The 26,699-nt window shown below is 64.6% G+C and carries 24 protein-coding genes and 3 pseudogenes; 19 read left to right on the top strand and 8 right to left on the bottom strand.

Annotation, left to right across the window (positions count from 1 at the left end):
- From OW521_RS17755 to OW521_RS17745, 3 genes are all read right to left on the bottom strand, one after another.
- On the bottom strand, positions 1-909 hold the full coding sequence (locus OW521_RS17755; protein WP_268020900.1) for a shikimate dehydrogenase: 909 nt from the start codon (positions 907-909) through the stop codon (positions 1-3).
- A complete protein-coding gene (locus OW521_RS17750) occupies positions 906-2,291 on the bottom strand; it encodes an MFS transporter (RefSeq protein WP_268020899.1) in 1,386 nt (461 codons plus the stop codon). Before OW521_RS17750 ends, OW521_RS17755 begins: the two co-directional genes overlap by 4 nt.
- Before the next feature lie 170 nt (positions 2,292-2,461).
- On the bottom strand, positions 2,462-3,427 hold the full coding sequence (locus OW521_RS17745) for a LysR family transcriptional regulator (protein ID WP_268020898.1): 966 nt from the start codon (positions 3,425-3,427) through the stop codon (positions 2,462-2,464).
- A 144-nt stretch (positions 3,428-3,571) separates the two neighbouring features.
- Between OW521_RS17745 and OW521_RS24435 the strand changes: the two are divergent.
- The 11 genes and pseudogenes from OW521_RS24435 to OW521_RS17695 all read left to right on the top strand — a co-directional run.
- Positions 3,572-3,664, top strand: a pseudogene (locus OW521_RS24435) (hypothetical protein); the annotation flags it as partial.
- A complete protein-coding gene (locus tag OW521_RS17740; RefSeq protein WP_442781280.1) occupies positions 3,655-5,334 on the top strand; it encodes an FAD-binding protein in 1,680 nt (559 codons plus the stop codon). The pseudogene OW521_RS24435 and the gene OW521_RS17740, both read left to right, overlap by 10 nt.
- A 167-nt stretch (positions 5,335-5,501) precedes the next feature.
- Positions 5,502-6,398 (top strand): LysR family transcriptional regulator, encoded by an 897-nt coding sequence (locus tag OW521_RS17735; protein ID WP_268020896.1) that lies wholly within the window; start codon positions 5,502-5,504, stop codon positions 6,396-6,398.
- A gap of 172 nt (positions 6,399-6,570) precedes the next feature.
- Complete coding sequence (locus tag OW521_RS17730) at positions 6,571-6,861, top strand: YciI family protein (RefSeq protein ID WP_268020895.1); 291 nt, start codon at positions 6,571-6,573, stop codon at positions 6,859-6,861.
- 16 nt (positions 6,862-6,877) lie between these two features.
- Positions 6,878-7,960: an alcohol dehydrogenase catalytic domain-containing protein gene (locus tag OW521_RS17725; RefSeq protein WP_268020894.1), complete on the top strand. Its 1,083-nt coding sequence runs from the start codon at positions 6,878-6,880 to the stop codon at positions 7,958-7,960.
- A complete protein-coding gene (locus tag OW521_RS17720) occupies positions 7,957-9,624 on the top strand; it encodes an FAD-dependent oxidoreductase (protein ID WP_268020893.1) in 1,668 nt (555 codons plus the stop codon). Before OW521_RS17725 ends, OW521_RS17720 begins: the two co-directional genes overlap by 4 nt.
- A gap of 62 nt (positions 9,625-9,686) precedes the next feature.
- On the top strand, positions 9,687-11,015 hold the full coding sequence (locus tag OW521_RS17715) for an MFS transporter (RefSeq protein WP_268020892.1): 1,329 nt from the start codon (positions 9,687-9,689) through the stop codon (positions 11,013-11,015).
- 112 nt (positions 11,016-11,127) lie between these two features.
- The gene (locus OW521_RS17710) at positions 11,128-11,280 is read left to right on the top strand and encodes a hypothetical protein (protein WP_268020891.1); all 153 of its coding nucleotides are present in this window, start codon (positions 11,128-11,130) and stop codon (positions 11,278-11,280) included.
- Between the two features lie 509 nt (positions 11,281-11,789).
- A complete protein-coding gene (locus OW521_RS17705; RefSeq protein ID WP_268020890.1) occupies positions 11,790-12,728 on the top strand; it encodes an SDR family NAD(P)-dependent oxidoreductase in 939 nt (312 codons plus the stop codon).
- 50 nt (positions 12,729-12,778) lie between these two features.
- Positions 12,779-13,273, top strand: coding sequence for a hypothetical protein (locus OW521_RS17700; protein ID WP_268020889.1), 495 nt, complete (start codon positions 12,779-12,781; stop codon positions 13,271-13,273).
- A gap of 23 nt (positions 13,274-13,296) precedes the next feature.
- Positions 13,297-13,971, top strand: a complete 675-nt coding sequence (locus tag OW521_RS17695) for a nucleotidyltransferase domain-containing protein (RefSeq protein WP_268020888.1) — start codon at positions 13,297-13,299, stop codon at positions 13,969-13,971.
- A gap of 5 nt (positions 13,972-13,976) precedes the next feature.
- Here the strand turns inward: OW521_RS17695 and OW521_RS17690 are convergent, their stop codons facing one another.
- Complete coding sequence (locus OW521_RS17690; RefSeq protein ID WP_268020887.1) at positions 13,977-14,867, bottom strand: LysR family transcriptional regulator; 891 nt, start codon at positions 14,865-14,867, stop codon at positions 13,977-13,979.
- Between the two features lie 103 nt (positions 14,868-14,970).
- On the opposite strand from OW521_RS17690, the gene OW521_RS17685 reads away from it, so the two are divergent.
- The 8 genes and pseudogenes from OW521_RS17685 to OW521_RS17645 all read left to right on the top strand — a co-directional run bounded on the left by OW521_RS17685 (position 14,971) and on the right by OW521_RS17645 (position 22,594).
- Positions 14,971-15,999, top strand: coding sequence for an amidohydrolase family protein (locus OW521_RS17685; protein ID WP_268020886.1), 1,029 nt, complete (start codon positions 14,971-14,973; stop codon positions 15,997-15,999).
- Between the two features lie 14 nt (positions 16,000-16,013).
- Positions 16,014-16,706, top strand: coding sequence for a 4-carboxy-4-hydroxy-2-oxoadipate aldolase/oxaloacetate decarboxylase (gene ligK, locus OW521_RS17680; protein WP_268020885.1), 693 nt, complete (start codon positions 16,014-16,016; stop codon positions 16,704-16,706).
- 2 nt (positions 16,707-16,708) lie between these two features.
- Positions 16,709-17,644 carry an amidohydrolase family protein gene (locus OW521_RS17675; RefSeq protein ID WP_268020884.1) on the top strand — a complete coding sequence of 312 codons (936 nt, stop codon included), beginning with the start codon at positions 16,709-16,711 and terminating at the stop codon, positions 17,642-17,644.
- Position 17,645: 1 nt separating this feature from the next.
- A complete protein-coding gene (locus OW521_RS17670) occupies positions 17,646-18,995 on the top strand; it encodes a protocatechuate 4,5-dioxygenase subunit alpha/beta (RefSeq protein WP_268020883.1) in 1,350 nt (449 codons plus the stop codon).
- Between the two features lie 31 nt (positions 18,996-19,026).
- Positions 19,027-19,980, top strand: coding sequence for a Gfo/Idh/MocA family oxidoreductase (locus OW521_RS17665; protein WP_268020882.1), 954 nt, complete (start codon positions 19,027-19,029; stop codon positions 19,978-19,980).
- A complete protein-coding gene (locus OW521_RS17660) occupies positions 19,977-20,957 on the top strand; it encodes an aldo/keto reductase (RefSeq protein WP_268020881.1) in 981 nt (326 codons plus the stop codon). Before OW521_RS17665 ends, OW521_RS17660 begins: the two co-directional genes overlap by 4 nt.
- Positions 20,954-21,666: pseudogene (locus OW521_RS24225) on the top strand (substrate-binding domain-containing protein). The gene OW521_RS17660 and the pseudogene OW521_RS24225 overlap by 4 nt, the downstream one beginning before the upstream one ends.
- A 358-nt stretch (positions 21,667-22,024) precedes the next feature.
- On the top strand, positions 22,025-22,594 hold the full coding sequence (locus tag OW521_RS17645) for a recombinase family protein (protein WP_268020879.1): 570 nt from the start codon (positions 22,025-22,027) through the stop codon (positions 22,592-22,594).
- 291 nt (positions 22,595-22,885) lie between these two features.
- On the opposite strand, the gene OW521_RS17640 is transcribed toward OW521_RS17645, so the two are convergent.
- The 4 genes and pseudogenes from OW521_RS17640 to OW521_RS17630 form a co-directional block, all read right to left on the bottom strand.
- Positions 22,886-23,191 carry a hypothetical protein gene (locus OW521_RS17640; RefSeq protein ID WP_268020878.1) on the bottom strand — a complete coding sequence of 102 codons (306 nt, stop codon included), beginning with the start codon at positions 23,189-23,191 and terminating at the stop codon, positions 22,886-22,888.
- Between the two features lie 50 nt (positions 23,192-23,241).
- Positions 23,242-23,448, bottom strand: a pseudogene (locus OW521_RS24430) (gfo/Idh/MocA family oxidoreductase); the annotation flags it as partial.
- A gap of 799 nt (positions 23,449-24,247) precedes the next feature.
- Positions 24,248-25,699 carry a sugar porter family MFS transporter gene (locus OW521_RS17635; protein WP_268020877.1) on the bottom strand — a complete coding sequence of 484 codons (1,452 nt, stop codon included), beginning with the start codon at positions 25,697-25,699 and terminating at the stop codon, positions 24,248-24,250.
- Positions 25,700-25,822: 123 nt separating this feature from the next.
- Positions 25,823-26,560, bottom strand: a complete 738-nt coding sequence (locus OW521_RS17630; RefSeq protein WP_442781171.1) for a GntR family transcriptional regulator — start codon at positions 26,558-26,560, stop codon at positions 25,823-25,825.
- Positions 26,561-26,699: the final 139 nt, after the last annotated feature.

Here is a 26,699-nt window from a genome sequence, read left to right as displayed (position 1 = left end):
CTAGTTGACCGCCTGTCGGAACGTGGCGAGCATGTGCTCGGCGTCGGCGGGGATTCCTGTGAAAAGTTCGAAGGCGGCGGCGGCCTGACCCACCACCATGCGTCCGCCGTCGAGGACGGCACAGCCCTTGCCGCGGGCTGCCTTGAGCAGTTCGGTTTCGAGGGGTCGGTAGATCACGTCCGCTACCCACAGCCCGGAGTGGATTAGATCGGTATCCACGGGGGTGCCGGGGTGGCCTGTCATGCCGATCGGTGTGGAGTTCACCAACCCGTCGGCGTCCCGGATGCTTCCGGCGACAGCATCCGTCCGGGCCACGGAGAGCTGGCTGCCCGGAAAGTGCGGGGCCAGCCGGGCGGCCAGGGTCTCGGCCCGGGCCGGTTCGATGTCGGCGATGACCAGGTGCCGGGTCCCGGTGCTGAGCAGCCCGAACGCGACCGCAGCGCCGGCTCCCCCGGCCCCGATCTGCACCACGGACTCAGTCGCGGCCGACGGGAGGCCAGCCCGGAGGCCGCCGGTGAAACCCGTGTGGTCCGTGTTGTGGCCCACAGCCCTGCCGTCGTGAAAGGTGATGGTGTTGACGGCGCCGAGGATCCGGGCTTCGGAGGAAAGCTCGTCCAGGCCGTCCTGCACCAGTTGCTTGCTCGGGTGGGTGACGTTCAGGCCGTCGAACCCGAGGTCCGCTGCATGCCGCACCAGCGCCGCGGACCTTTCGGCAGGTTGCGCGATGATATCCAGATCGATGACACGGTACGTGTAGGCAATGCCCAGCCTGTCGGCTTCGGCTTCGTGCAGGCTCGGGGTAAGGGACGCAGTGATGCCGGAACCGAGCAAACCAACTACAAACCGGTGGCTAATGTCGGCTTCTCCCGGCCGGAACGCCCAGGTGCCAGGCATGGTCTGCTGGCTCATGCCTGGGCCTTTGCCGTGGTGGCGTCGGCGTCGACAGGAGCGGAAGTGGGCGACGCCGCGTTGCGGCGTGGGTCGGATTTCTTCAGTCCCAGCAGGGCCGTCGGAGTCTTGAAGGTCTCGGGTGCCAGCAGAGCGGCCACGGCGGAGATGGTGCACGCTACGGCGGCGAATGTTGCAACCGGAACCCAGTTGGCTTTGTCGCCACCGATCAGCAGCTCGGAAATGACCGGGGCGAATCCTGCCAGGAGCAGGCCCAACATGAGACTGATGGCCATGCCGGAGTAGCGGACCTTTACCGGGAACTGCTCCGGGAAGTAGGCCGGGTAGATCGAGTTGGTGGCGGTGTAGGCGAGCCCGATCAGCAGGATGCCAGTAATGAAGATCAGGGCGATATTGTCAGCGGAGAGGGCCGTGAAGAACACGTAGATCATGCCGATCTGGAGCGCGAGCCCGGTGACGAAGACGGGTTTGCGGCCGATCCGGTCTGACAGCATGCCGGCCAGCGGGCCCATCGCCACGGCGGCGAGGTTGGCAACCGCGATCACTGTCAGCATCAGCCCCTTCTCCACGCCGACCACTGAGGTGGCGTAGGACAGCGCAAAGACGTTGATGATGGTGTTGATGATGGTGAACAGCGACATGGCGGTGACACGGAGGACGGTGACCCAGTGGTGCCGGAACAGGCTGAGGATCGGGACTTTAACCACTTCATGGTGCTCTTTGACTTCCGCGAAGACTGCCGGTTCTTCGAGGAGGCGACGGAGCACAAACGCGATCACGGTCACTACAGCGCTGGCCAGGAACGGGATACGCCATCCCCAGGCGAACAGCTGGTCTTCGGGCATGGACGCCACGGGAATGAACACCAGCGTGGAGAGCACGATGCCGAACATGATGCCGCTCATCGTCCAACTCGTGTAGAAGGCGCGCTTCCTCTCAGGTGCGTGCTCGAGGGTGAGGGAGCTGGACCCCGGTGATTCGCCGCCGGCGGAGAGTCCCTGAAGGAGCCGGAGAGCCACGATGAGGATCGGTGCTGCCATTCCTATGTCGGTGTACGTGGGCAGGCAGCCAATGAGGAATGTTGAGGTGCCCATCAGCAGCAGGGTGATCAGCAGGACCTTCTTGCGGCCGAATTTATCACCGAGGTGTCCGCAGATCACAGCCCCGAGCGGACGGGCGATATAGGCGACGCCGACTGTTGCGAAGGACAACAGCATCGCCGAAGGACCAGGGGCGAAGAACAGCTTTCCGAATATCAGCGCTGCGGCGGAGCCGAAGATGAAAAAGTCGTAGTACTCAAGTGCGCTGCCCACAAATCCCGAAACGGCTGCGATCTTCGCATTATTCTTGGGTCGTGCTGGCGCCAATGTCGGCACTGACATGGTGTTCCCTTCAGGTAACGGGACCGTCTCGGGCGCCCTTGGGGCGGGCTGAGTGTGAAACGGTTTGCCGCGCTATGCGGCTTCTCCATCCAGTGTGGCTGCCATCACTTAGTTAGTCCACGACTAAAATGATCTAGCACTATGCTGTGATTCGACTATATGAGGCGGGGTTAGTTGGGGATCTCGGGAAAGATCTCCTCGACGACAGCGAGCACAGCTGCGAGCACTGAGGAGTCATTTTCCTCGGACCACGCGATGGCGTGATTCATGAAGTGCTGCGGGTGCTCCAAGGCCACATAAATTGCACCGGAAGGGATAATCCCGGCTATGCCGCTGCTCATAAGGGTTACCCCCACACCGGCGGCCACGAAGGTCAGCACCATGTAGGGGTCCGATAACTCCTGGACAATGCGCGGGCGGAACCGGGCCGCCATACAGGACGCGAGCATCACTTCGGTCATGGAGGACGATCCGTCCAGCGGCGGGGAGATGAAGTCATCGCCCGCCAGAGCCTGCAACGGTATGGATCTTTCCTGCGCCAGCGGATGATCCAACGGCAGCACTGCGCCAATTTCCTCGCTTGCGACCAGTCGGGTCATCACCCTGGGGACCGGAGTTTCCGGAAGGCCCACGAAGGCAAGGTCCAGCGTTCCGTTCGCGACACTGGCCAAGCCGTCCGCCGTGCGCACGCGGCTGGTTAGATCCATCTTGATGTCAGGGTGACGCCGGCGCACGGCACGGGTCAGTGGCGGGAGGGTCAGGTGGTTCACGGCACCGGAGAATCCGATTCTGATGTTGCCCCGGATTCCCTCAACCTCGGCCTGGGCCGCCTCGCGCGCCAGGCGCATCTCCTGAAGTACACGGTATGCGCGCGGCAGGAGGGCATACCCCGCCGGCGTAAGTGCCACACTCCGGGTGTTGCGCTCGAAGAGACGCTTTCCCAGATCCCCCTCAAGCTTCCTGATCGTCTGGCTCAGCGGCGACTGCGAAGTGTGCAGCCGCTGCGCAGCACGGCCGAAGTGGAGTTCTTCGGCAACCGCAACGAACGCTTCCAGCCAGCGGATCTCTGTCATGTCTTCAAAATGTACCCTTACCTCAGCATTGAACTGAAGAAGCGGCTTGAGCTGCCAGGACATGATGACCTCTACCCGCTGGCCTCGACTATTCTTGTTTTGCACACAATGAATAACCTAATTAGTCATGGACGCTACATTGTCTTGCGCCCATAATGAGGAGGACATACAGCATGTGACGCACGCAGAAGTGCGCGAAGGAGAACCATGAAAACGCCCCTCACGGAAAAATGGGATCGCGAAGTCGACCTCTTGGTGCTCGGCACCGGAGCGGCAGGGCTTTCAGCGACATTGACCGCCGCCGCCCAGGGCTCCGAAGTCCTGGTCTTGGAAAAAACCGAATTCCTGGGGGAACCACCGCCTACTCTGCCGGGACCTGCTGGGTCCCCAATAACCGATTCCAGCGCGAAGACGGAACCCTGGACGACCACGACCGCGCCGTTCGCTATCTGGATGCCGTGGTGGGGGGCAAGGCCCCGCGTGAAGGCTGGCTCGCCTACCTGGACGCCGCACCGAAGATGCTGGACGCGATGCATGACCTCGGAGTCACCTTCCGGCGCTCCCCCGCGGTGGTCGACTACCACTCCGAACTGCCCGAGACCGGCAAGACCGGACGCGCCTTGGAACCGGACCCCTTCGACGGGCGCCTGCTGGATAAAACCGACTTCGAACGTGTCCGTCCGCCGGTGCCCGAATTCGCCCTCATGGGCGGGACCCTGATGTTGCGCCGCGCGGACGTGTCCGCCTTGCTAAAGCTCTACAACGGCTCGTTGGCCGAGCGTGGCAAGGCCGTGATGCTGGCTGCACAACTCGGTCTGCGGTGGGCGCTCGACCGGCTCACCCGTCCGCGCGGCACGCGTCTAGTGATGGGCCACGGGCTTGTGGCACGGATGTTCCACGAATCTCGCAGGCGCGGCGCGGAATTCCTTTTCGGTGCACAAACCACAGAACTGCTCAAAGAAGGAGACCGCGTCATCGGTGCGGTGGTAGTGCATAACGGCAAGCGGCTGCGCATTCATTCGCGGCAGGGCGTGGTGCTCGCCGCGGGCGGCTTCGCCCAAAGCCCCGAAATGCGCGAGGAAATGCTGCCTACCCCCATTCCTCAGTTCTCGCGGGCGGGGGAAGGGTCGACCGGAGACACATTGTCCTTGGCCAAGGCGGCCGGTGCAGCCCTGGGGCGGGACAACGGGGAAAACGCCCTGTGGTTCCCCAGCTCCATCGGACGACGACGGGACGGTTCCCGCGTGGTGTTCCCGCACATCTGGGACCGTGCCCGCCCCGGCGTGATCGCCGTGGACTCCCACGGCTTGCGCTTCGTGGACGAATCCTGTTCCTACCACCGCTTCGTGCGGGCCATGTTCGCCTCCCCGGATGCTGCTGCGGTGCCCGCCTGGTTGATCGTGGATTCGCGGACCCTGGCGAAATACGGGCTGGGCATGATCACGATGCCCCACCTGCCGCGGGTGGCACTGCGGCGCTACATCAAGGACGGCTACCTTTACGAAGCAGAGACCCTGGCCGGCTTGGCGTCGCAAATCGGCGTGGACCCCTCGGGCTTGGAGTCGACCGTGCAGCGCTATAACGGCTTTGCCGCCACCGGTGTGGACGAGGACTTCCACAAGGGAGAGCAGCTCTTCGGCCAGGCGGCCGGGGACCCGGACCATGGGCCGAACCCGAACATCGGGCCGCTGCGGAAGGCTCCGTATTATGCGATGGCCGTGGTGCCCACACCTCTCGCCACCGCCTACGGGGTTATCACCGACAGAAACGGGCAGGCACTGGACGCACACGGCACACCGGTGGCCGGGCTGTATGCCGCTGGAAACGACGCCGCCTCGGTCATGGGCTCTGAGTACCCCGGGGCAGGCGTGCAGGTGGGCTCGGGCATGACCTTCGGCTGGCAGGCCGCCCGCCACGCCGCCGCCTCAGCCAGGGCAGCCACCAGTCTGGAGGAATCCGAGGCAATCTAGTGCCTGGCAGCGGGGGTGCCGGGAGGTACTGGCGCAGCTGCACATCCCAGTCAAGGGTTACGTGATCGTGGTCCACGGTTTGAGTAGCATTCGCGGTCGACAGGGGACCGGCAGCCTGCGCGAAGTAGCCTTGGGACGACGGCCGGAACAGGCGGATGAGGAGGCACATGGAACTGCGGCAAATTGAGGCATTTTTGGCAGTGGCGGAGGAGCTTCACTTTGGTCGGGCTGCCAGCCGCCTGCGCATGGCCCAGTCGCCGTTGAGTCAGACCATCAAAAAGCTGGAAAAGGACCTGGGTGCGGAGCTGTTTGAACGCAATACACGGGCCGTTTCCCTGACTACGGCGGGGGTTGCACTCCTGCCCCATGCGCGGAAGATTATTGAAGAACTGGACCTTGCGCGCCGGGCTGCCACCGCTGAGGCCGGAACGGTTTATGGCCATCTCGCCATTGGGTTCTCAGGGGCGCTCAATCACAAAACGCTGCCGCCATTGACGCGGGCTTTGCGGTCTCGTTACCCAAACTTGGATTTGACCCTTCATGGCGGACTTCTGACCCAGGATGCCCTTGCCCATCTGTGGAACGGCTCCCTTGATCTGTCATTCGTTGGCCTGCCGGTGGATGCGCCATCCCTTGCTACCAGGCGTATCGCGATAGAACCGCTGGGGGCCACCGTGCCGGTGGATCACCCGCTCGCTGCCCGGCCGACCGTCGCCCTGAGCGAATTGGCTGAGGACGGCTTCGTTACCATGCGCGAGGCTCAGGGTTCCACCTTGCGGGAAGCCATCTTTTCGGCCTGCACTGTTGCAGGGTTCCGCACGCGCGTTGTCCAGGAAGTGTCCGATCCCTACACCGCTCTCTCACTCGTCGCCGGCGGGGTGGGTGTCAGCCTGATGCCTGACTCCGTTGCCGGGATCATGCCAGGCGGAACAGTGTTCATTCCGCTCTCGGGTCATGCACCTGAGCTGGAATCCGGTATTGCCTGGAACCCCGCCCTAGTGTCCCCCGCGCTGAGACTGGCCCTGCAGGTGGCCGAAGAAGTGCTTCCCACGCCTGCATCATAAGAATCGACTCTGCGCCCACCCCGCCACTATGTAGAAATTGCACAATGTCATTGACTCAGTAGGTATTGGACAAGTCTCAATTAGATCCTCACCATTGGATAAGACGGTGTGACTGGCCTCATACAAGGTGAGGTCTCCACCTGAATTTCAGACTCAATGCAGAGGAATTGCCATGCCTACTTTCGCCGTCACCTATTCATACGCAGATGGAACCGCCGCTGGCCGCGACCAGCACCGCCCCCGCCATGTCGAGTTCCTGCAGTCGCAGTTCGACGGCGGCCGACTGGTCAAGAGCGGCCCGTTCGGCCCGGACGAAGCACCCGGTGCCCTGCTGCTCATCAAGGGTGAGTCCAAAGCGGAGGTAGAAGCCCTCATGAACCAGGACCCGTTCTTCCAGAACAACCTGGTGGAGGAACGCAGCATCAGGCAGTGGAACATCTTTTTCGGCGCCAACGATAAGTAAAGGGCCTGGATATCCCATGCTGACAGCACGCACCACTGCCAAAGAAACCATCAGCTTTGAAGACGTGGCAGAGCCTTCCCTGGAACCCGGACACGCTCTGGTCCGTATGCACCATGTAGCCCTTTGCGGAACCGACCTGCATATCTTCGAAGACGACTACCCCACCGAACTTCCGATCATCCAGGGCCACGAATGCTCGGGCGTCGTGGAGACCATTGGCGAGGATGACAGTGTTTTTCGCGCCGGCGACCGGGTGGCCATCAGCCCCATGATTTACTGCGGCCAGTGCCAGCCCTGCCGGCTGGGCAGGCCCAACGTCTGCCTCAGCATTGGCTGCATCGGCTGCTACTCTGATGGCGCCATGGTGGAACTGCTCAGCGTCCCCATAGAAAAGCTCTGCCTTGTTCCAGAGGAACTTCCCCTCGAAATCGCTGCCATGGGCGAACCCGCCTCCATCGCCATGCAGGCTGTCAACCGGGGCCGACCGGCAGCTGGGGAAACCGCCTTGGTGCTCGGCAGCGGGCCCATCGGGCTGCTCGCAACCCTGTACCTGACGGATCTTGGAGTCACGGTAGTCTGCGCGGACACCGAAGCCGACCGGCTGGAGCTCGCCACGGCCTTCGGCGCCGCTGATACTCTCCTCGTCGATCCCCGCTCCACCTTCCCTGACACCGTGCAGGCTGCCCGGCTTAATGCCCTCACGGATGGCAACGGCCCCATTCTGGTCATAGAGGCCACCGGCGTGCCCTCCTCGTTTGAAAACGCCGTCCGACTGGTGGCCAGCGCCGGCCGCATAGTCCAGGTAGGAATTTCGCCGCGAAGCGCCAGCATTTCCATGAAAGACCTTCCTTTCAAAGAGGTCGACATCATGGGCAGCCGCAACAGCCTGAACCTCATTCCCGACGGCCTGGCGTTGCTCGCGCGCCACCCGGACCAGGCCCGGGCGCTCATGACCCACCGCTTCGACTTCAGGGACCTGCCGCAGGCGTACGCCCTGATGGGAAACCGCACCGAGAAGGTAGGCAAGATAGTTATCGACATGCCCGCCGCGCAGGCTGCCAGAGCAGCCGCATCATCCCAGCAGGAAGTTTCGGCATGAACACCGTGACCACCCCGATCGATAAACTGAGCGATTCCTACGACGTTGTGGTGGCGGGCAGCGGCGCTTCAGGGCTGGTGGCAGCTGTCCGGGCAGCCGACGCCGGACTCAGCGTGCTGGTGGCTGAGAAAGCTGCGCGGCTGGGCGGCACCACCGCGGCCGGCGGCGGCGTGATGTGGGCACCGAACAACCACCTTGCACGCGGCGCCAGGTACGCGGACAGCCACGCCGATGCCATCGCGTACCTGACGGCGGCTGCAGGCCACGTGATGTCACCCGGGGAAATCGAGTGGTACGTCAGCACCGCCCCGCGCGCCGTCGAATACCTGACGGACAACACGAAGGTGTCCATGACGCCCATCGCCCGTCCCGATTACCACATGGAGTGGGCCGGTGCTGTGAACGGCGGCAGGGGGCTGGACAACGATGCCTTTGACCCAGCGGACTATCCCGGCATGGCGGAACTCATCCGCCCGTCGTCGTATTTTCCGTTGCTGACCATGACCGAACGCGACGAACTCAACGGCCGGGCGGCCGATCCGGCACTGCTCGCCAGTAGGGCCGCCACCGGTGTGCGGACCATGGGCGGGGCTCTGGTGGGCAGGCTGCTTGCCAGCGCACTGGACCGCGGCGTGCACATCGCCACAGCTGCACCGCTGCAGGACTTGGCAGTCATCGGGGGCGGGGCCAACAACGGCTGGAAGGTGACGATCGGCGCCGGCCAGGGCGCCAAAGCAATCGCAGCGGCCGCCGTCGTCCTTGCCTCCGGAGGCTTCGAGTGGAACGCCCGCCTCCGAAAGTCATTCCTGCCGTTCCCCGTTACCCCCATCAGCGCACCCTCCAACGAGGGCGACGGGCTGGAAATCGGACTCAAAGCCGGCGCCAGCGTGGCTGACATGACCGCCGTCTGGGGGGTCCCGGTGATCAGCACTCCTGCCCACCAGTACGACGGCGTCCAGTCCGGACGGATGGGCAACGTGGAAATGACCCTGCCCGGATCCATCACGGTGAACGCCGCCGGCAAACGCTTCGTCAACGAGGCGCTCAACTACCATGACGCCGCCCGGCTGTTTGCCTCCATCGACCCCCACACCCTGGGGCAGCAGAACAATCCCGCCTGGCTCGTCTTCGACTCCACCTACATGTCGAAGTACCCGGTAGCCGGCTCCACTCCCGGAACTCCCGCGGAGTGGATGACGCAGGCGGAGACTCTCAAGGAACTCGCGACGGCGTTGGGGATCGACCCGGCGGGACTGGAGCAGACGGTAGCCCGTTTCAATGCCGACGCGGCAACAGGCGTGGACACCGAATTCCACCGCGGATCCACCCCGCAGGACCGCTTCCTGGGCGACGCCGGCGTGGCACCAAACCCTTGCCTCGCACCGCTGGCGACCGGCCCTTTCTACGCAGTGCCGATATACGCGGGGACGCTGGGCACCTCCGGCGGCCTGGACACCAACTTAGACGGCCAGGTCCTGGACCGTCACCGCCAACCGATCCCCCGGCTTTACGCTGCGGGCAACGTCTCCGCCGGGGTCTTCCGCAACAACTACCCCGGCGGCGGCGCGACACTCGGCTCAGCCATCACCAGGGCCTTCGCCGTGGGCGAGCACCTTTCACAAACCCTGGCACCGCAGGCGGCGGCCACACCGTCCTTCGCCTGAGTGACCAACCAACCATTCCGGGCACAGAAGCCCCCGTCTTTTCAACGAAGAAGGACACTAGAATGACCAACCTCACCACCGGTACCGTGGTCTCCACGGACGAACGCCACCTCAAACGCGCCAAAAAGGCGGCCCTCGCCGCCTTCCTGGGTGGCGCCCTGGAGTACTACGACTTCTTTATCTACGCCACCGCCGCGTCACTGGTCTTCTCCAAGATCTTCTTTCCCGCCGGCGATACCACCATTGCCCTGCTGGCCTCCTTCGCCACGTTCGGCGTCGCCTACGTCGCCCGCCCCTTCGGTGCAGTGGTGTTCGGGCACCTGGGCGACAAAATCGGCCGGAAGAACACCCTGGTCATGACCCTGGTGCTGATGGGATCCTCCACCTTCCTGATCGGTGTCCTGCCCGACTTCAACACCGCAGGCTACTGGGCGCCGGCGCTGCTGGTGCTCCTTCGCCTCATGCAGGGACTCTCTGCAGGTGCTGAAACAGCCGGCGCTTCGGCCCTGTCCACGGAAGAAGCCCCCGAAGGCCGCCGCGGATTCTTCGCCAGTTTCGCCATGAGCGGTGTTTCGGCCGGCATCGTCCTGGCCTCCCTGGCCTTCCTCCCGGTAGCCGCCATGAGCGAAGCGGAACGCCTGGCCTGGGGCTGGCGCATCCCCTTCTGGCTTTCGGTCCTGGTGCTCATCGTCGCGTTCCTCGTCCGCCGCTCCCTCGACGAGCCGGAAGTCTTCGAGGAAAAGCAGGAGCACGGCGAACTGGTCAAGCTCCCCTTCACCCGGATGTTCAAGACCCACCCGGCCCAGTTCTTCCAAGTCGCCCTCATGTCCTTCGAAACGGTGACCAACACCTTTATGCAGTCCTTCGGCCTGGCCTACGCCGTCTCGGTCGGAGTGCCGGCGTCCACCATGCTGTGGGTCAGCATTGTAGGAAACCTCCTGGCGGTGGCCAGCCAACCTCTGATGGCCCGCCTTTCAGACAGGTTCGGCCGGCGCCCGGTCTTCATCACCGGCGTCCTGGGCTCAGGCGCCATGATCTTCGTGTACTTCTCCGTCATCTCCACCGGGAACGTCCCCATGATCTTCCTCGCCAGCACCCTGATCACAGCCGGAACGTACGCGATGTCCAACGCCATCTACCCTGCCTGGTTCTCCGAACTCTTCAACGTCAAGGTCCGCTACTCAGGCATGGCCATTGGGCTGCAGATCGGCATCGTCTGCGCCGGCTTCACTCCCCTGCTCGGAACCGCCCTCGTCGGGGCAGAGAAGGCCAACTGGGCACCCGCGGCCTGGATCGTGGCAGCCTCTTCGGTCTTTGCAGTTGCGGGCGCGTGGTGGGCCCGAGAGACCCACAAAACTCCCCTGCGAGAACTGGGCAACCCCGTCCGCTAGGAACCGGTCAAGACGGGTGGGCCGCAGGGAATCGCGTGCCCGCCCGTCACTACTGGACCGACCTCCGCGTACCGTAAACGTCCCGCCGCCCGCAGAAGGCGAATGGATTGAGGTGGCCGTCATCGCCCGAACACGCCCACCCTGGGTCGCACGTCAGCTGCTCCCGGCAGATCTCATCGACCGGGGCATGAGACCGGCGACCACAGGCTCCATGCTGGCCCTCTACGCCATCACCGGATTGCCCACCAGCCTCGCCATGTCCTAACTCATCGCCCGGGTGCTCCGGTCGTTTCCCATCGCCATGTCCTTCACTGTGATGTTCACAGCCGGCTATGCAGGACTGCTCCTGGCACCTGCCACCAGTGCCCCCTTCCCGGGTCATCAAGGCCGAACCGGGCCAGGGCACTAATTTTTGCCCTCTTGATGATCAACAAACACACCCGCACCCCCGCCGATTCCAGAGCTCTGTCCGGCTTCGCCCAACGCGTCGGCTATTCCCTGGACTGCTTGGGGCCGCTGCTCTTCGAAGTCCTGAACGATGTCAGCGGCAGCTGGTTGGCATCTTTTCGCGCTGCTGTGCGGCTGGCAGTTGGCCTCACCGCCGGCGTGCTCATGATCAACCATCCCGGACGATTGAAGACGGCCCCGGCATCGTTATGCCCAGGGCCTGAAACTTGCGGTCGACCGGACGAAAGGCGGCCCTGGTGCCGCATCTGGCCGCGGGCGAACCTACCAGCAAACCATTCCCTTCATTTCTTCGAAAGGACGCGGATAATGACATCCGAGTACCCCACAACAAGCATCGCAGCCACACCCAGCCCTGCAGCGGCACTGCCTTGTCCCGGCCTAGAGAGTTCTGAGCAGCCATACCCCGTATCCAACTCTGACCCCACTGGCGCCTTCTGGAAGGGCAAAGCAGCGGTGATCACAGGGGCTGCCGGTGGCATGGGCGCGCTGGAGACTGCACGTATCCTGCAGGCCGGAGGAACTGTGTTCGCCGTCGACGTCCTGGCGTTGAGCCATGAAAGCTGGGACAGGCTGCAGACCGCGGCAGGCGAACACCGGCCAAGACTGGTTCCTTACACAGCTGATATCCGCCGCGCAGAAGCCTGGGACAACCTGAAGGCTGAGATCGCTGCCCGGAAAGTTCCGGTCCACGGGCTGGTCAACAACGCCGGCATCACCTTGCGCAAGACCCTTACCCAAACTGAACCCGAAGAGTGGGACCGGCTAATCGGCATCAACCTGACCGGTTCGTTCCTGGCCATCCGCGCCTTAGCGCCGGTGATGAGTGACGGCGGCTCTATTGTGAACATTTCATCCTCCGCAGGACTGGTGGGCTACTTCGGGGCCGCCTACAGTGCCAGCAAATGGGGCCTCCGCGGCGTGACCAAGGCAGCGGCAATCGAACTGGCCTCACGCCGGATCCGAGTCAACTCAATCTGCCCTGGCCTTGTCGATTCCGACATGACCCGCAAGCCCAACGCCGTGTACGACGAGGAGCAGGCAGCCGCCTTCTATGAAGAATGCCGACAGTCAACGCCGTTCGGCCGCGGCGCACACCCTGAGGAAGTCGCTGACCTGGTCATGTTCCTGCTGGGCCCGCAATCCAGCTACATCACCGGCACCGACATCCCGGTCGACGGCGGAATGGTCGCCGGAGGGATCTACTCAAGGGTAGGCAGGGCAGCTGGGAGCATCCCCGAACTGTGACCCCAGCCCATCACCCAGTCACTTCCTTGTTTACCTCGGATTTGTGGGTCTTGCACAGTGATTCCGCCGACGACAACCCCGTGGTGTTCCGTGACAACTGGCGGACAGTGCTGAAGGTGATGGTCTTTGGCCTCGGGGCCGTCGTCTCCTCTATCGTCTCCTCTATCGTCTCCGCCTTCAGCCTCTCCTATGCCACCAACAGCCAGTTCGTCCCCGGCAGCGTCATGCTCGCCGTGAATATCACCACAGCAGCCCTCGGTATCGCCTCGCAGCCCCTGTTCGGCATGCTGGCGGACCGTATCGGCCGCAAGCCTGTATGTGTTCCGCATCGACCTCGAAGAGCTGCTTACGCACTTGCCCGTCCTCCGGGAAGCAGCCATCGAACTCTCCGCAAGGCTTCCCCAGCGGTAGCCAAGCTGGCCAGGATGCGGCAAGAAGAGCCATATCGTCCCGAGGTGCGGGGGGACATGGCTCTGACCGGAATGCCCGGAGTGCGGTACGAAAACGCCCAGCACGGCGGCGATGTTCAAAATTCGAAGAACTAAGAATTGAAATTCGGTGACTGCAGGTGAGTAACGTTGATCGCATGGCTGCTTCCGTGCCGACTCCCGAGACGAGTTGGGATCCCCTTTCACCGCAGGCCGTGGCTGATGTGCTCGCTGCATCACCGGTCCGCTGGTGGCTCTCGGGCGGAGTTGCCCTCGACCGCTGGCTGGGGGAGCCCATCCGCGAACGTCCTAACATCGATGTGAGCGTGGTGTACGGCGACCTGCCGCGGCTCGTGGCACGCCTCCCAGCGGGCTACGACGCGTGGGCGCTGCGCAACGAGGAGGACCTCGTGCCGTTCGCCGAGGCAGAGGGGGGCGAAGAGGTGCACCCTGTGCTCGTCCGCGACGTCGAGAAGGACGCATGGGTGCTCCGGATCAACGCGGAGGACGGCACGCCCCACGCCTGGGTCTACAAGCGCGATCCCCGGCTGCAGCTGCCCTGGGACCGTGCGGTGCTCGACATGGGCGGCATCCCGACCGGCGCGCCCGAGGTTCAACTGGTCTGGAAGGCCCTGCGGCCGCGCCCGGAGGACGACGTCGACAAGGACGCCGTGGTCCCGAAGCTCTCCGAGGAAGCGCGCGCCTGGTACGAGCGGTGCATCCTCTCCATCCACCCGCACTCCTCGTGGTCGATCCACGTGCGCAGCCCCTTTGCTCCGGCGAAGGCCAGCTGGAACCGCAAGCGCAACAGCTGACCCGCCTACTCGCGAACGGCGCCCAGGACGAGCGAGCGGAACCAGCGCTGCGCGGGCGTCAGACTCGCATCACTGCGCGTGTAGAGCGAGACCGGGGTGCTGTGTCCCGGCCACGGAAGGTCGGCGATGCTCAGGCCGGAGAACCATCCACAGAAGACCTGGGCTACGTGCCGCGGCAGCAGGACCACGAGGTCCGTTGCCTCGAGCACCGCGGGCACGGTCGAGTACTCCTCCACCGTCAGCACGACGCGCTGCATGAGCCCCTGGTCGGTGAGCAGCTGCAGCGGGAAGATATGGCCGCCGCGGGCCGAGACGCGCAGGAAGTGACGGCCCGCGAACATGTCAGGGCCGGTCTCCGGCAAGGGGTGCGCCCCCGAGACGAGCGCCACGTACTCGACCTCGCGCACCGATGAGCGCCACAGCCCCGGGCCGCCGAGCATCGAGACGGTCATCGCCAGGTCGATCATCCCCCGCGTGAGCCCGTCCTCGACCTGGTCCGAGTCGAGCCTCTCCACCTGCAGGTGAGGCCGTGCGCCCTGGCGGGCCAACGCCGTCATGATCGGCGGGAGGAACGTCTGCTCCCCGATCGACGTAAGCCCTAGCACCAGCTCGCCGCTGAATTCGGCCGGCTCGAACTTATCGGGCTCGTTCACAGTCGCGTGGATCTGCGCGAGGGCCTCGTGGAGCGGGCCGAACAGCTGGGTAGCCTTGGCCGTTGGCACCATGTCCCGCCCCTCGCGCCGGAACAGCTCGTCGCCGAACCGCGCGCGAAGCCGTTTAAGCGTGTAGCTCACGGTCGGCTGGGTGACGTGGAGGCGCTCGGCGACGGCGGTGACGCTCCGCAGCTCATAGAGCACCACGAAGGTGCGCAACTGGTTGAGGTCGGTGATCGTCATGGATTGATTCTATCTATGCGGCGTTGGCTCAAAATCTATTCGACTTTATGAACCGGGCCTCCCTACCCTTGAGGTGACTACCTAGTGACAAGGACGACACTCGTTGATTATCGATATCCACGGCCACTACACGACGGCCCCGGCCCAGCTCGGCGCCTGGCGCGATTTGCAGATCGCCTTCTCCGAAGGACAGGGTTTGGCACCCGATCGGGCCACGCTGCGGATCTCGGACGATGACATCCGCGAGACGATCGAGGCCAACCAGCTCAAGCTCATGAACGAGCGGGCCAGCGACATCACCGTCTTCAGCCCGCGCGCTTCGTTCATGGCCCACCACATTGGCGACCTCGAGGTCAGCAAGACCTGGGCGCGGATCTGCAACGACCTCTGCGCGCGGGTCAGCGAACTCTTCCCCGACAGGTTCCTCATGGGGGCCATGCTCCCGCAGTCGCCGGCCGAGGACCCGGCCACCACAGTCGCCGAGCTGACCCGGGCCGTCGAGGAGCTCGGCGCCGTCACGGTCAACCTCAACCCCGATCCGTCCGGCGGCAAGTGGACCGCACCGGCGCTGACCGACCGGTCCTGGTACCCGATCTACGAGAAGCTCGTCGAGTACGAGATCCCGGCGATGGTGCACGTCAGTACGTCCTGCAAGCCGGTGTTCCACACCACGGGCGACCACTACCTGAACGCCGACACGACCGCCTTCATGCAGCTGCTCAAGGGCGACCTCTTCCGCGACTTCCCCGGACTCAAGCTCGTCATCCCGCACGGCGGCGGTGCGGTGCCCTACCACTGGGGCCGGTTCCGCGGCCTCGCCATGGCGCTCGGCAAGCCGGAGCTCGAAGAGCACCTGCTCAACAACGTCTTCTTTGACACCTGCGTCTACCACCAGCCCGGGATCGACCTGCTCACCAAGGTCATCCCCACGGACAACATCCTCTTCGCCAGCGAGATGATCGGCGCCGTCCGCGACATCGATCCGCGCACCGGCCACTACTTCGACGACACGAAGCGGTACGTCGACGCCAGCGAGAGCCTGACCGACGCGCAGCGCGCGCAGATTTTCGAAGCCAATGCCCGCCGCGTATACCCGCGCCTTGACCGCGCCCTGACCGCCCGCGGGCTCTAAGAGAAGGAACTACATTGCGACTGAACAACCTCGGACTCATCCACACCAACATCAGCCGCCCGGACCCCGAGGACGTGGCACGCCTATCAAAGTTCGGGGTCGCGACGATCCACGAGGCCATGGGCCGCGTCGGCCTCCTGCGCCCCTACATCCGTCCCGTCTACAACGGCGCCAAGCTCTGCGGGCCGGCGGTTACCGTGCTGCTGCAGCCCGGCGACAACTGGATGTTCCACGCGGCCGCCGAGCAGGTGCAGGAGGGGGACGTGATCGTCGCCGGCTGTACCACGGAGAGCGAGGACGGCTTCTTCGGCGAGCTGCTCGCCACCTCCCTTACCGGGCGCGGCTGCAAGGGCCTCGTCATCGACGGCGGCGTCCGCGACGTGGCCGACCTCGAGAGGATGGACTTTCCGGTATTCTCCCGTGCTATCAACGCCAAGGGAACGGTCAAGGCCACGCTGGGCTCGGTAAATGTCCCGGTCGTCGTGGCAAACGCGCTCGTCAACCCAGGCGACGTCGTGGTCGCGGACATCGATGGCGTCGTGGTCGTGCCCCGCGAGCTCGTCGCCGCTGTCGCTGATGCCAGCCAGGCGCGCGAGGACAACGAGGAGTCGAAGCGCCAGAAGTTCCGCGAAGGCGTCCTCGGCCTCGACCTCTACGGCATGCGCGAGCCGCTTGCCGCCGCCGGCCTCGAGTACGTGGAGAACTGACCATGGCGAACGGAAAGACCACGGGCGGCTTCGACAAGACCGCCGGCTGGCTCGACTGGTACGAGGGCCCCTCCAACCCCACCTTCAGCCTGCCTGCGGGCGCGGTCGACGCGCACTGCCACGTATTCGGCCCCGGCGCCGAATTCCCCTACGCTCCGGAGCGCAAATACACCCCCTGCGACGCCTCCGCTGATGAGCTCTTTGCCTTGCGCGACCACCTCGGCTTCGAGCGCAACGTGATCGTCCAAGCGACCTGCCATGGCGCCGACAACCGGGCGCTGGTCGACGCGCTGCGTCGCAGCGGAAGGCAGGCACGCGGCGTCGCGACCGTCCGCCGGGACGTAACGGAGGAGCAGCTCCACGAGCTGCACGAGGCCGGTGTCCGCGGTGTGCGCTTCAACTTCGTCAAGCGCCTCGTTGACGCGGTCCCCACGGACTCGCTTGAGGAGATTGTGGAGAAGATCGCGCCGTTTGGCTGGCACGTCGTAATCTACTTCGAGGCCGGGGATCTGCCTGGCCTCTACGATTTCTTCTCCGGCATCAAGACTGACGTCGTGGTCGACCACATGGGCCGGCCTGACGTGACAAAGGACCCGGACGGCCCGGAATTCGAAGTGTTCCTGCGCTTCATGCGCGAGAACCCGAACGTCTGGACCAAGGTCTCCTGCCCCGAACGGCTGAGCGTCACCGGGCCCCGGGCCCTGACTGGCGAGCAGCACGCCTACACCGACGTGGTGCCGTTTGCCCGCCGCGTGGTCGAGGAATTCCCCGACCGCGTCCTGTGGGGTACCGACTGGCCCCACCCCAACCTCAAGGACCACATGCCCGATGACGGGCTTCTGGTCGATTACATCCCCCAGATCGCGACGACGGCGGAACTCCAGCAGGCGCTGCTCGTGGACAACCCCCAGCGCCTCTACTGGCCCGAAGGAGCATGACATGGCACTCGACAAGCCCTACAAGAACGTTCCCGGCACGATCATCTTCGACGCCGACATGGCCCGCAAGGGCTACCACCTGAACCAGTTCTCCATGTCGCTGATGAAGCCCGAGAACCGCGAGCGGTACCTGGCCGGCCGCGAGGCGTACCTCGACGAATGGCCTCTCTCGCCCAAGCAGCGCCAGGCCGTGCTCGACATGGACCTCAACGCCATGATGGCCGAGGGCGGCAACATCTACTTCCTGAGCAAGATCGGTGCTACCCACGGCCTCAGCTTCCAGCAGATGGCCGGCTCAATGACCGGCATGTCCGAAGCTGCCTACCGCGACATGATGATCGGGGGCGGACGTCGCGCAGAGGGCGTCCGTGCAAAGGACCTCGACGGCTGGACGCCGCCGGCACCACGCGAGAAGTCCGCGACGATGCGCGAGAACGCCCCGGCAAAGTTCACCTCGGCGCTCTTCACCTCGCACGTGCCCGCTATCGGTGCCGCGATGGACCTCGGCAAGACCGAGGAGCCGTACTGGAAGAAGGTCTTCGACGGCTACGAGTGGACCCGCAAATGGGCCAAGGAGAACACGCCCGACGTCGTCATCCTCGTCTACAACGACCACGCTACGGCGTTCGACTCCTCCATCATCCCGACCTTCGTGCTCGGCACGGGCGCCGAGTACCCGATCGCGGACGAGGGCTACGGCCCCCGCCCGGTTCCGGACGTCAAGGGCTACCCGGAGTTCGCCGCGCACATCGCGCAGTCGGTCATCCAGGACGACTTCGACCTGACCCTCGTGAACGAGATGGTCGTGGACCACGGCCTCACCGTGCCGCTCTCGCTCGTCTTCGGCGACGTCAAGGAATGGGCATGCAAGGTTATCCCCCTGGCAGTTAACGTGGTGCAGTACCCGGTGCCCTCCGGCCGTCGCTGCTATGAGCTCGGCAAGGCTCTGCGCCGCGCCCTCGACAAATGGGACGGCCCGGAGCTCAACGTGCAGATCTGGGGTACCGGCGGCATGAGCCACCAGCTCCAGGGTCCGCGCGCCGGCCTCATCAACGAGGAGTGGGACAACGCCTTCCTCGATCATCTCATCGCCGACCCTCTGGGCCTGACCGCGTGGGACCACATGGAGTACGTCGACGAGGCGGGCTCCGAGGGCATTGAGCTCGTTGACTGGCTGATCGCTCGCGGTGCCATGGACGACCAGTTCGGCGGCGGGTCGCCCTCCGTCGACCACCGGTTCTACCACGTGCCGGCGTCGAATACGGCCGTCGGCCACCTCGTCATCTCGAACCCCGTCGCCCAGTGCACCGACTCCACCGCGCAGCTGGCCGAGCCGGCTGTGAGCGTCTGAACTGCCACAGCCTCACTCAAAGGAGAAACGAATGACTAATAAGACCCGCGTCGCAGTCGTCGGCGCCAATGGCGCCTTCGGAATGAAGCATCTTGACGGACTGAAGAACATCGATGACGCCGAGGTGACGGTCGTTAGCGCCACCTCGCAGGAGAAGGCGGACAGGGTAGCCGCCAAGTACGGCATCGCCAACGCCGTCGTTGGGCTCGACGGCGTCCTCGAGCGCGACGACGTCGACGCCGTCATCCTCGCCACACCGACCGGCCTGCACGCCTCGCAGACCCAGGAGGTACTCAAGGCGGGCAAGCACGTGCAGGTCGAGATCCCGCTCGCGGACTCCCTCGCTGACGCGGAGGCAACCCTCGCCGCCGCCGAGGCCTCTGACCGGATCGCGATGGTAGGCCACACGCGCCGCTTCAACCCCTCACACCAGCTCGTGCACAACCGTATCCTCGGCGGCGAGTTCAATGTCCAGCAGATGGACGTCCAGACGTACTTCTTCCGCCGCACCAACACCAACGCCAAGGGCGAGGCCCGCTCCTGGACAGACCACCTCCTGTGGCACCACGCGGCCCACACCGTCGACCTGTTCGCCTACCAGGCCGGCAAGATCGTGCAGGCGAACGCCATCCAGGGCCCCATCCACCCCGAGCTCGGCATCGCCATGGACATGTCAATTCAGCTCAAGAGCGAAACCGGGGCGATCTGCACACTGTCGCTGTCTTTCAACAACGACGGGCCGTTTGGCACCTTCTTCCGCTACATCGGCGACACCGAGACCTACATCGCGCGATACGACGACCTGTACAACGGCAAGGACGAGCAGATCGACGTGTCGAAGGTAGCCGTGAGCATGAACGGTATCGAGCTGCAGGACCGCGAGTTTGTCAGCGCGATCCGCGAGGGTCGTGAGCCGAACTCCTCGATCCGCCAGGTCATCGACTGCTACCGCGTACTCGGTGCGCTCGAGGAGCAGCTCGGATGACCCTGAGCCTGCCGAAGATCGGTCTCGGCTGCATGTCGCTCAGCCACGCCTACGGCGTGCCGCCGTCGGTCGAGACCGGCCTGGCCTTCTTGCGCACGGCGTTAGACGAGGGCGTGGGCATGTTCGACACCGCCACGCTCTACGGCGGCGGCCGCAACGAGGAACTGGTCGGGCAGGCCATCGCGGGCCGCCGCGACGAGGTGCTGCTCGCGAGCAAGTGCGGCATGGCGATCGTCGACGGGGTCAAGAGGATTGATGGGCGCCCCGAGACCCTGCGCGCCCAGGTGGACGCGTCGCTCGGGCGTCTCGGGGTAGATCGCATCGACCTGTACTACCTACACCGCTGGGATAAGCAGGTGCCCATCGGGGAGAGCATTGGCGCACTCGCCGAGATGGTGGCCAGCGGCAAGATCGGCGCCATCGGCCTCTCGGAGGTGTCGATGGACCGCCTGCGCGAGGCGCAGGCGGTCGCCCCGATCGCCGCGGTCCAGAACGAGTACTCGCTGTGGAGCCGCAACCCGGAGCTCGGCATGCTCGAGGCCACTCGTGAGAGCGGGACAGCGCTCGTGGCGTTCTCGCCGCTCGCGCGGGGCTTCCTCGGCGACGGGCTCGGAGGCCCGGACGAGTTCGCGCCCAAGGACATCCGCCGGAACATGCCCCGGTTCCAGCCAGAGCACTGGCCCGCCAATGCGTCCCTGCTGCCGCAGTGGCGCACACTCGCCGCGGAGGCCGGCTGCAGCCCCGGACAGCTCGCGCTCGCGTGGGTGCTCTCCCGCGGGGACCACGTGGTGCCAATCCCGGGGACGACACGCGTGGACCACTTCCGCGAGAACCAGGCCGCCGCAGACCTCACGGTCGACGCCGGGCTGCTCGCCCGCGCGGGCGAGCTCATCGGAACCTCCACGGTGTCGGGGTTGCGCTACGCGGAGGCCGCGTCCCGCGAGGTCGATGCGGAGCCCTTCGAGAACACCCCATGAGGGCGATCTCCTCGATGGCCATCCGCCACGTGCTCGCCGACCTGAACTCGGTGGCCGTAGCGGCTGGCCTGCCTGAGGTAAAACTGGAGTCAGTCGGCGGCGTGACAGCTGCCCAGCGCGTCGCAGACGGCGAGCAGCTCGATCTCGTGTTCCTCGCCCAGGGTGCGCTCCAGCGGTTCGCCGACGGCGGGCACGTCCTGGCCGGGTCCGTCACACCGCTCATGCTCTCCCAGGTCGCGGTGGCCGCCCCGTCCGATTCCAACGCGCCCGCGACTCATGACGGCGGGTACGCGTTCCCCGACGCCGTGGGCCTGCGCGTCGCACTGCAGCAGGCGGGCCGGATCGGCTACTCGACCGGGCCCAGCGGCGTCGCGCTCGTGAAGATGATCGAGGGCTGGGGGATGGTGGAGGAGCTCGGGGGCGGCTCGTCCAGGCCCGCCCGGGCATTCCGGTGGCCCGATCCCTCGCCGAGGGCGAGGTCGATCTGGGCTTCCAGCAGCTCAGCGAACTGGTCGGCCAACCCGGTGTCCGCATCCTCGGGGTGTTGCCGCCCGATTGCGCGATCGAAACGGTGTTTGGCGGCGCGGTCGCGACTGTCTCAGGAAATCCTGCCGCAGCGATCGAGGTGCTGCGGTTCCTCGCCTCTGGGGCCGCGGCCCCGATCGTGGCGGCGAACAGCTTCGCCCAGGTGCCCTCCCACGCCAGCTAGGACCTGGGGCACTTTAGCCGCCGACCCGGCCCAGCGACCCTGGTATATCCGGCGGAATGCCGTCCGGGCGGACGGGTGTCGAGTGGGCAGCGAGCTTCCCGGGGCACGGAGGCTTTCGTTCCACGACGGGGGCCTTCCTCGTAACGGCCCCGCGCCGTAACAGCGGCCTCAGCCTTCGCCCGGACGGCGGTCCCGGGCACCCCGCATCGTGCTCGGGACTCGGCCTGAAGTACACCCCAGACTGACGTCAGGCATGATCTCCGGCCGCATGTCAGAATGAAGTCCGTATTTCTATTTATTGACATGCGTTGGCGGGGGTCTTAGATTTCATCCTGACAGTTTCGATCGTGGAGGTAGCGTGAACGGCCAGCGTCTGGGATACGTCAGGGTCAGCAGCCTGGATCAGAACACCCGGCGTCAACTCGAGGACATCGAGCTGGGCCGGGTGTTCACCGACAAGGCATCGGGCAAGGACACGAAACGGCCCCAGCTGGAAGAACTCCTGAAGTTCGCCCGCGACGGGGACACCGTGATCGTGCACAGCATGGACCGGCTGGCACGCAACCTCGATGACCTGCGATCCGTGGTGCAGAAACTGACCGGCCGGGGCGTACGCGTCGAGTTCCTAAAGGAAAACCTCACCTTCACCGGGGACGACTCACCCCTGGCAAACCTCATGCTCTCCGTCATGGGCGCCTTCGCGGAATTCGAGCGTGCCCTAATCGGTGAACGCCAAAGAGAAGGGATAACCCTGGCCAAACGACGCGGAGCCTACCGGGGACGGAAGAAAGTCCTAACCACCGAACGGGCGGCAGACCTGGTCCGGCGCGCCGCAGCGGGGGAGCCAAAAGCGGCCCTTGCCCGCGAGTACGGCATCAGCCGCCAAACCGTCTACGAATACATCCGTAAGGCCGACCCTAGGAACTAGACAAAATTTGGCGGCACGAGTACGGCGACGCCTGTGGGGTTTGGCACCTTATGACAGCTTCAGGAGTACTGGGCCCACCAGTGGACCCTACTTGATTTTCCCCAAGGCCTCCATTGTGCAGCATTACATCCAGGACCGCCCCCTCGGGCTGGCCTTCGCGCCTCGGCGGCCGTGACCTCCTCAATGAGGGCGTGGCGACTTTCCTGCGCCGGGCAGACAAGATCGACCTGTACGCCGCTGCCGTCCGGGACGTTCAGGATTCCTATGCGGCGACCTTCGCCGACGCGGGCGTCAGCTTCTCCCCGGGCCGGCCCGCCGCGCGGCCGAGGCCACAGGGACTTTAGGCGATTGGGCCGTGATGTCCACTGTGCGGGACTCGGTATCGCTGAGCCGGGCGGCGTCCAGGATTTCGAGTGTATGCACGGGCTCGATGCCGGGGACCGGCTGGGGTCCGTGCCCGGCAACGGCCAGGGCGAGCTGCTCGTAGTACTGGTGGTAGGCGCCCTGTTCGGACGGCACGAGGGTGGCGCCGGCCGCCGTCGTGAGCGTTCCCCAGCGGGATTTTTCCTCGTACCCCCATGAAGCGGGATCGTCCACGGGCGTCGACCGGCGATGGCGGCCTGGGCCTGCACGTCAGTTTGTTGCGAGACGTAGCTTCCGCGGGAGCCGAGCAGCCGCAGTTCCCGCGCGATGAGCCGGTTGATCTTGGTGGCTGAGAGGTGGGACCGCACGCCGCTGCGGTGCGTGACGGTGAGAAAGAAGCCGGAGTCGGTGCGGCCGGCGTCCATGTCCCCCCAGTCGAGGCTGGCGTAGAAGCTGGCGGCCAGGCCGAAGAGCCACAGTGCCTGGTCCACGAGGTGGCTGCCGAGGTCCTGCAACAGGCCACCGGCCGGACCGGCCTGATAGCCAATCACTCGACCGGCGGACACGCCGGGAGCTCTGTAAACTCACATGAACACACAACCCAGACGCCGATTCAGAGAGCGCTTGGGACCCGTGAGCCGCTCTAGATGTCAGGCCTTCTTGGGTTCTGGCTTTGGATGGGTGCGCTCCCACTGCATTCGCCGGTCGTGGACGCGCTGGATGTTCTTCATGTGAACTCACCTCTTGTTCGTTACTTAAAGACTACTAGCACGTGCCAAATAAATCTAGCACGTGCTAGTAGCGATTATGTGATGTATATCACATAATCGCCTCGGCGACACCTCCGCCTTTCAGGACTTGCCGGAGCATGCACGTAGAACAATCGATCGCGTGGGGAACGCTGTCAAACGCTTCGACCGCGGTCGACGAAGAACGGGACCACGGCCCACCACGAGCGGGATCGGGGCAAATCCATAACCGAAGCCGACAGCCTTCACGATCCCGCCGATGAAGAAACAATCGCGATAGCGGCCAGGATCCACAGCGATGCACTCATTACCGCTGCCTTCCATATTGTTCTCGGGCACCCGGTTCGGCGGCTGGAGCCGAGCTACTCCTCCCGCCACGGGGCTTCCACAATCACGTTGACTCGAATGACCGGTATGCGTAGGAGTATCCTGCAACCCGCATGTTGAAAGACGTGGAGTCGTAGATGGTGCTAATCCCCCGGCAGCCCTCCCTCGCGGCCAAGTACTAGCGGGCCTGCCCCAGCATGCCGCCGGAATCCGTCTACTTCGTCTTGTGGGCGAGATAGATGGTGCCGGTGGTGACGTCTTCCTCAAGCGCTTCGAGCGTGCGCCCGCGGGTCTCCGGGACCTGTGTGTAGATGAACACGAGGGCAAGGAGGCCGACCACGCCGAACAGGAAGAAGGATCCCGTGATGCCGACGGCGGCGACGAGAATGGGGAAATAAAGGCCCAGGAAAGCGTTGGCGATCCAGAGGCAGAAGACCGAGACGCCGATCGCGAACCCGCGGATGTGAAGGGGAAAGATCTCGGAGAGCATGACCCACACGGCGATGTTGAGGAAAGTCTGCACGGATCCGACGAACGCGACCACGAGGAAGAGGATCACGAAGGGACGGGCCGGGTTGCCGATGGGAAGGGCAATTGAGGCGATCCCGATGAGGAAATGGCAAACGGTGGTCAGAGCGAACCCTGTCAGCAGGGTTCTGCGGCGGTTCATGGTCTGCATGAGTCGAAGTGCGGTCAGGCCGCCAATGACTGCAATGACTCCGGGAGCGATGTTGGCGACCAGCGCGGCGCTGGAGCTGAAGCCTGCCTCGACGAGCACGGACTGGCCGTAGTACATGATCGAGTTGATGCCGGTGAGCTGCTGGGCGACGCCGAGGCCGATGCCTACGAGCAGGATGCGCAGCAGCCACTTGCTGCGAAGCGCACTCCAGCCCGACCACTTGATTTCTTTCTCCTCGTCGGCGAGGTGCCTGACGTCGGCCAGCTCCGCAGCCGCCCGCTCAGGAGAACGGATCGAGGTGAGGACGGCAAGGGCCTCCTGAGAGCGGCCTTGGGAGATGAGCCAGCGAGGGGACTCCGGCATCCGCAGCATGCCGAAGAACAGAGCGAGAGCGGGCAGGGCTGCGACGGCGAGCATGATGCGCCAGACACCGCCGAACTCTCCCCACACATTGCCGATGATCGCATTCAAGACGAATGCGGCCAGCTGGCCGATGACGATCATAAGTTCGTTGCGCCCCGCGAGCGAGCCGCGGATCTCGTAGGGGGCAAGCTCGGCGAGGAACACGGGTACAACGGTGGAGGCACCGCCAACGGCTAGGCCGAGGATGATCCGGCCGAGGACCATTACCTCGAAGTTCGGCGAGAAGACGCACGAGAGAGTTCCCACGAGGAACATGAGGGCAAGAAGGATAATGGTCTTTCGGCGGCCCCAGACGTCGGATAGCCGGCCGCCGCCGATTGCACCGGCGGCAGCACCAAACAGGAGCGAACTGGTCACTATGCCCTCGGTGATCGGGGTAAGGCCGAGCGCAGCGGTCATCGGCTGGAGCGCGCCGTTGATGACACCCGTGTCGTAGCCAAAGAGCAGGCCGCCGAACGTCGCGGTGAGGGCCACCTGGCCTAGTCGCTTGCGATGGGGCCCGTCGGTGAGGTGCGGGAGCGGTGCCGGGCGGGGTGCTCCGCGGTGGGCTTGGATAGTTGCCATCAGGACTCCTTTGTCAGGTAGGCAAGTGACGCGCGTCACATAAGAAACAGCGCGCGAGGTCAGGTACGAAAAGGTCAAGCGAAATTTCGGTGATCGGTGGTTAGCAGGCCGGCATTGAGGGAGTCAGCGCTGAACCAGTGTCATTTCGAAGCTGTAGGAATCGGCACGGTAGACGTGCCGGCCTGTCTCCACGTTCCGGCCTTTATCGTCCACGGCAGTGCGCTCCATGGTGACCAGTGCGGAACCAATCGTTGTTTCCAGCAACCGCGCCTGGTACTCATTGGCAACCATTGCGCCCATGCGCTGGGTAGCGAGCCGGAAATTCACCCCGCCGTTCCGAAGGATGCCATACAGGCCCTGGCTGCCCAGAAGGTCAGCGTTGATTTCCGTAATGTCATCGCGGACCCAATTTTCCATCAGCGCCAGGGGTTTCCCGTCGATCTTGCGCAATCTGGTGAAGTGAAACGCGGTGGCCCCAGCCGGAAGATGGAGGGCTTCCCTGGTGGCGCCGTCCGCTTGGACGTGGTTGAACGTGAGCACCTTCGTAGTAGGTTTGCCGCCGTTGTTGCTGAGATCGTCAAAAAGGCTGGACAGCTCAAGCGGGCGCCGGACCTGACTGGACACCACTTGCGTGCCTACGCCACGCTTTCGGATCAGGAGGCCGGAACGGACCAGCTCATCCATGGCCATGCGCATCGTGGGGCGCGACAGGTTCAGCCGTGCGGCGAGATCCACTTCGTTGTCCAGCCGGCTTCCGGGCTTCAACAAACCAGTGTGGATGGCCGTCTCAATGCCTTGCACCACCTGGTGGTACAAGGGCACCGGCGAAGAACGGTCGATGCTGAGATTGAGTTGGCTCATCACGGGCCCTTCCCTTGCGGTCCTCGAGACCGCTGGGCAGCAACCTCGTCTGCGGGGCATGTCTGATTGATAAGACATACTTCTTTGATTTGATGGTATCAGGGTGCTCCGAACAGTTAAAGAACGATCCGCTAGGGAG

This window comes from Arthrobacter sp. MMS18-M83 (assembly GCF_026683955.1).
Classification (GTDB): domain Bacteria; phylum Actinomycetota; class Actinomycetes; order Actinomycetales; family Micrococcaceae; genus Arthrobacter.
Note: the sequence above shows the minus strand (reverse complement) of the source record. Positions and strands in the feature narration are given on the sequence as shown.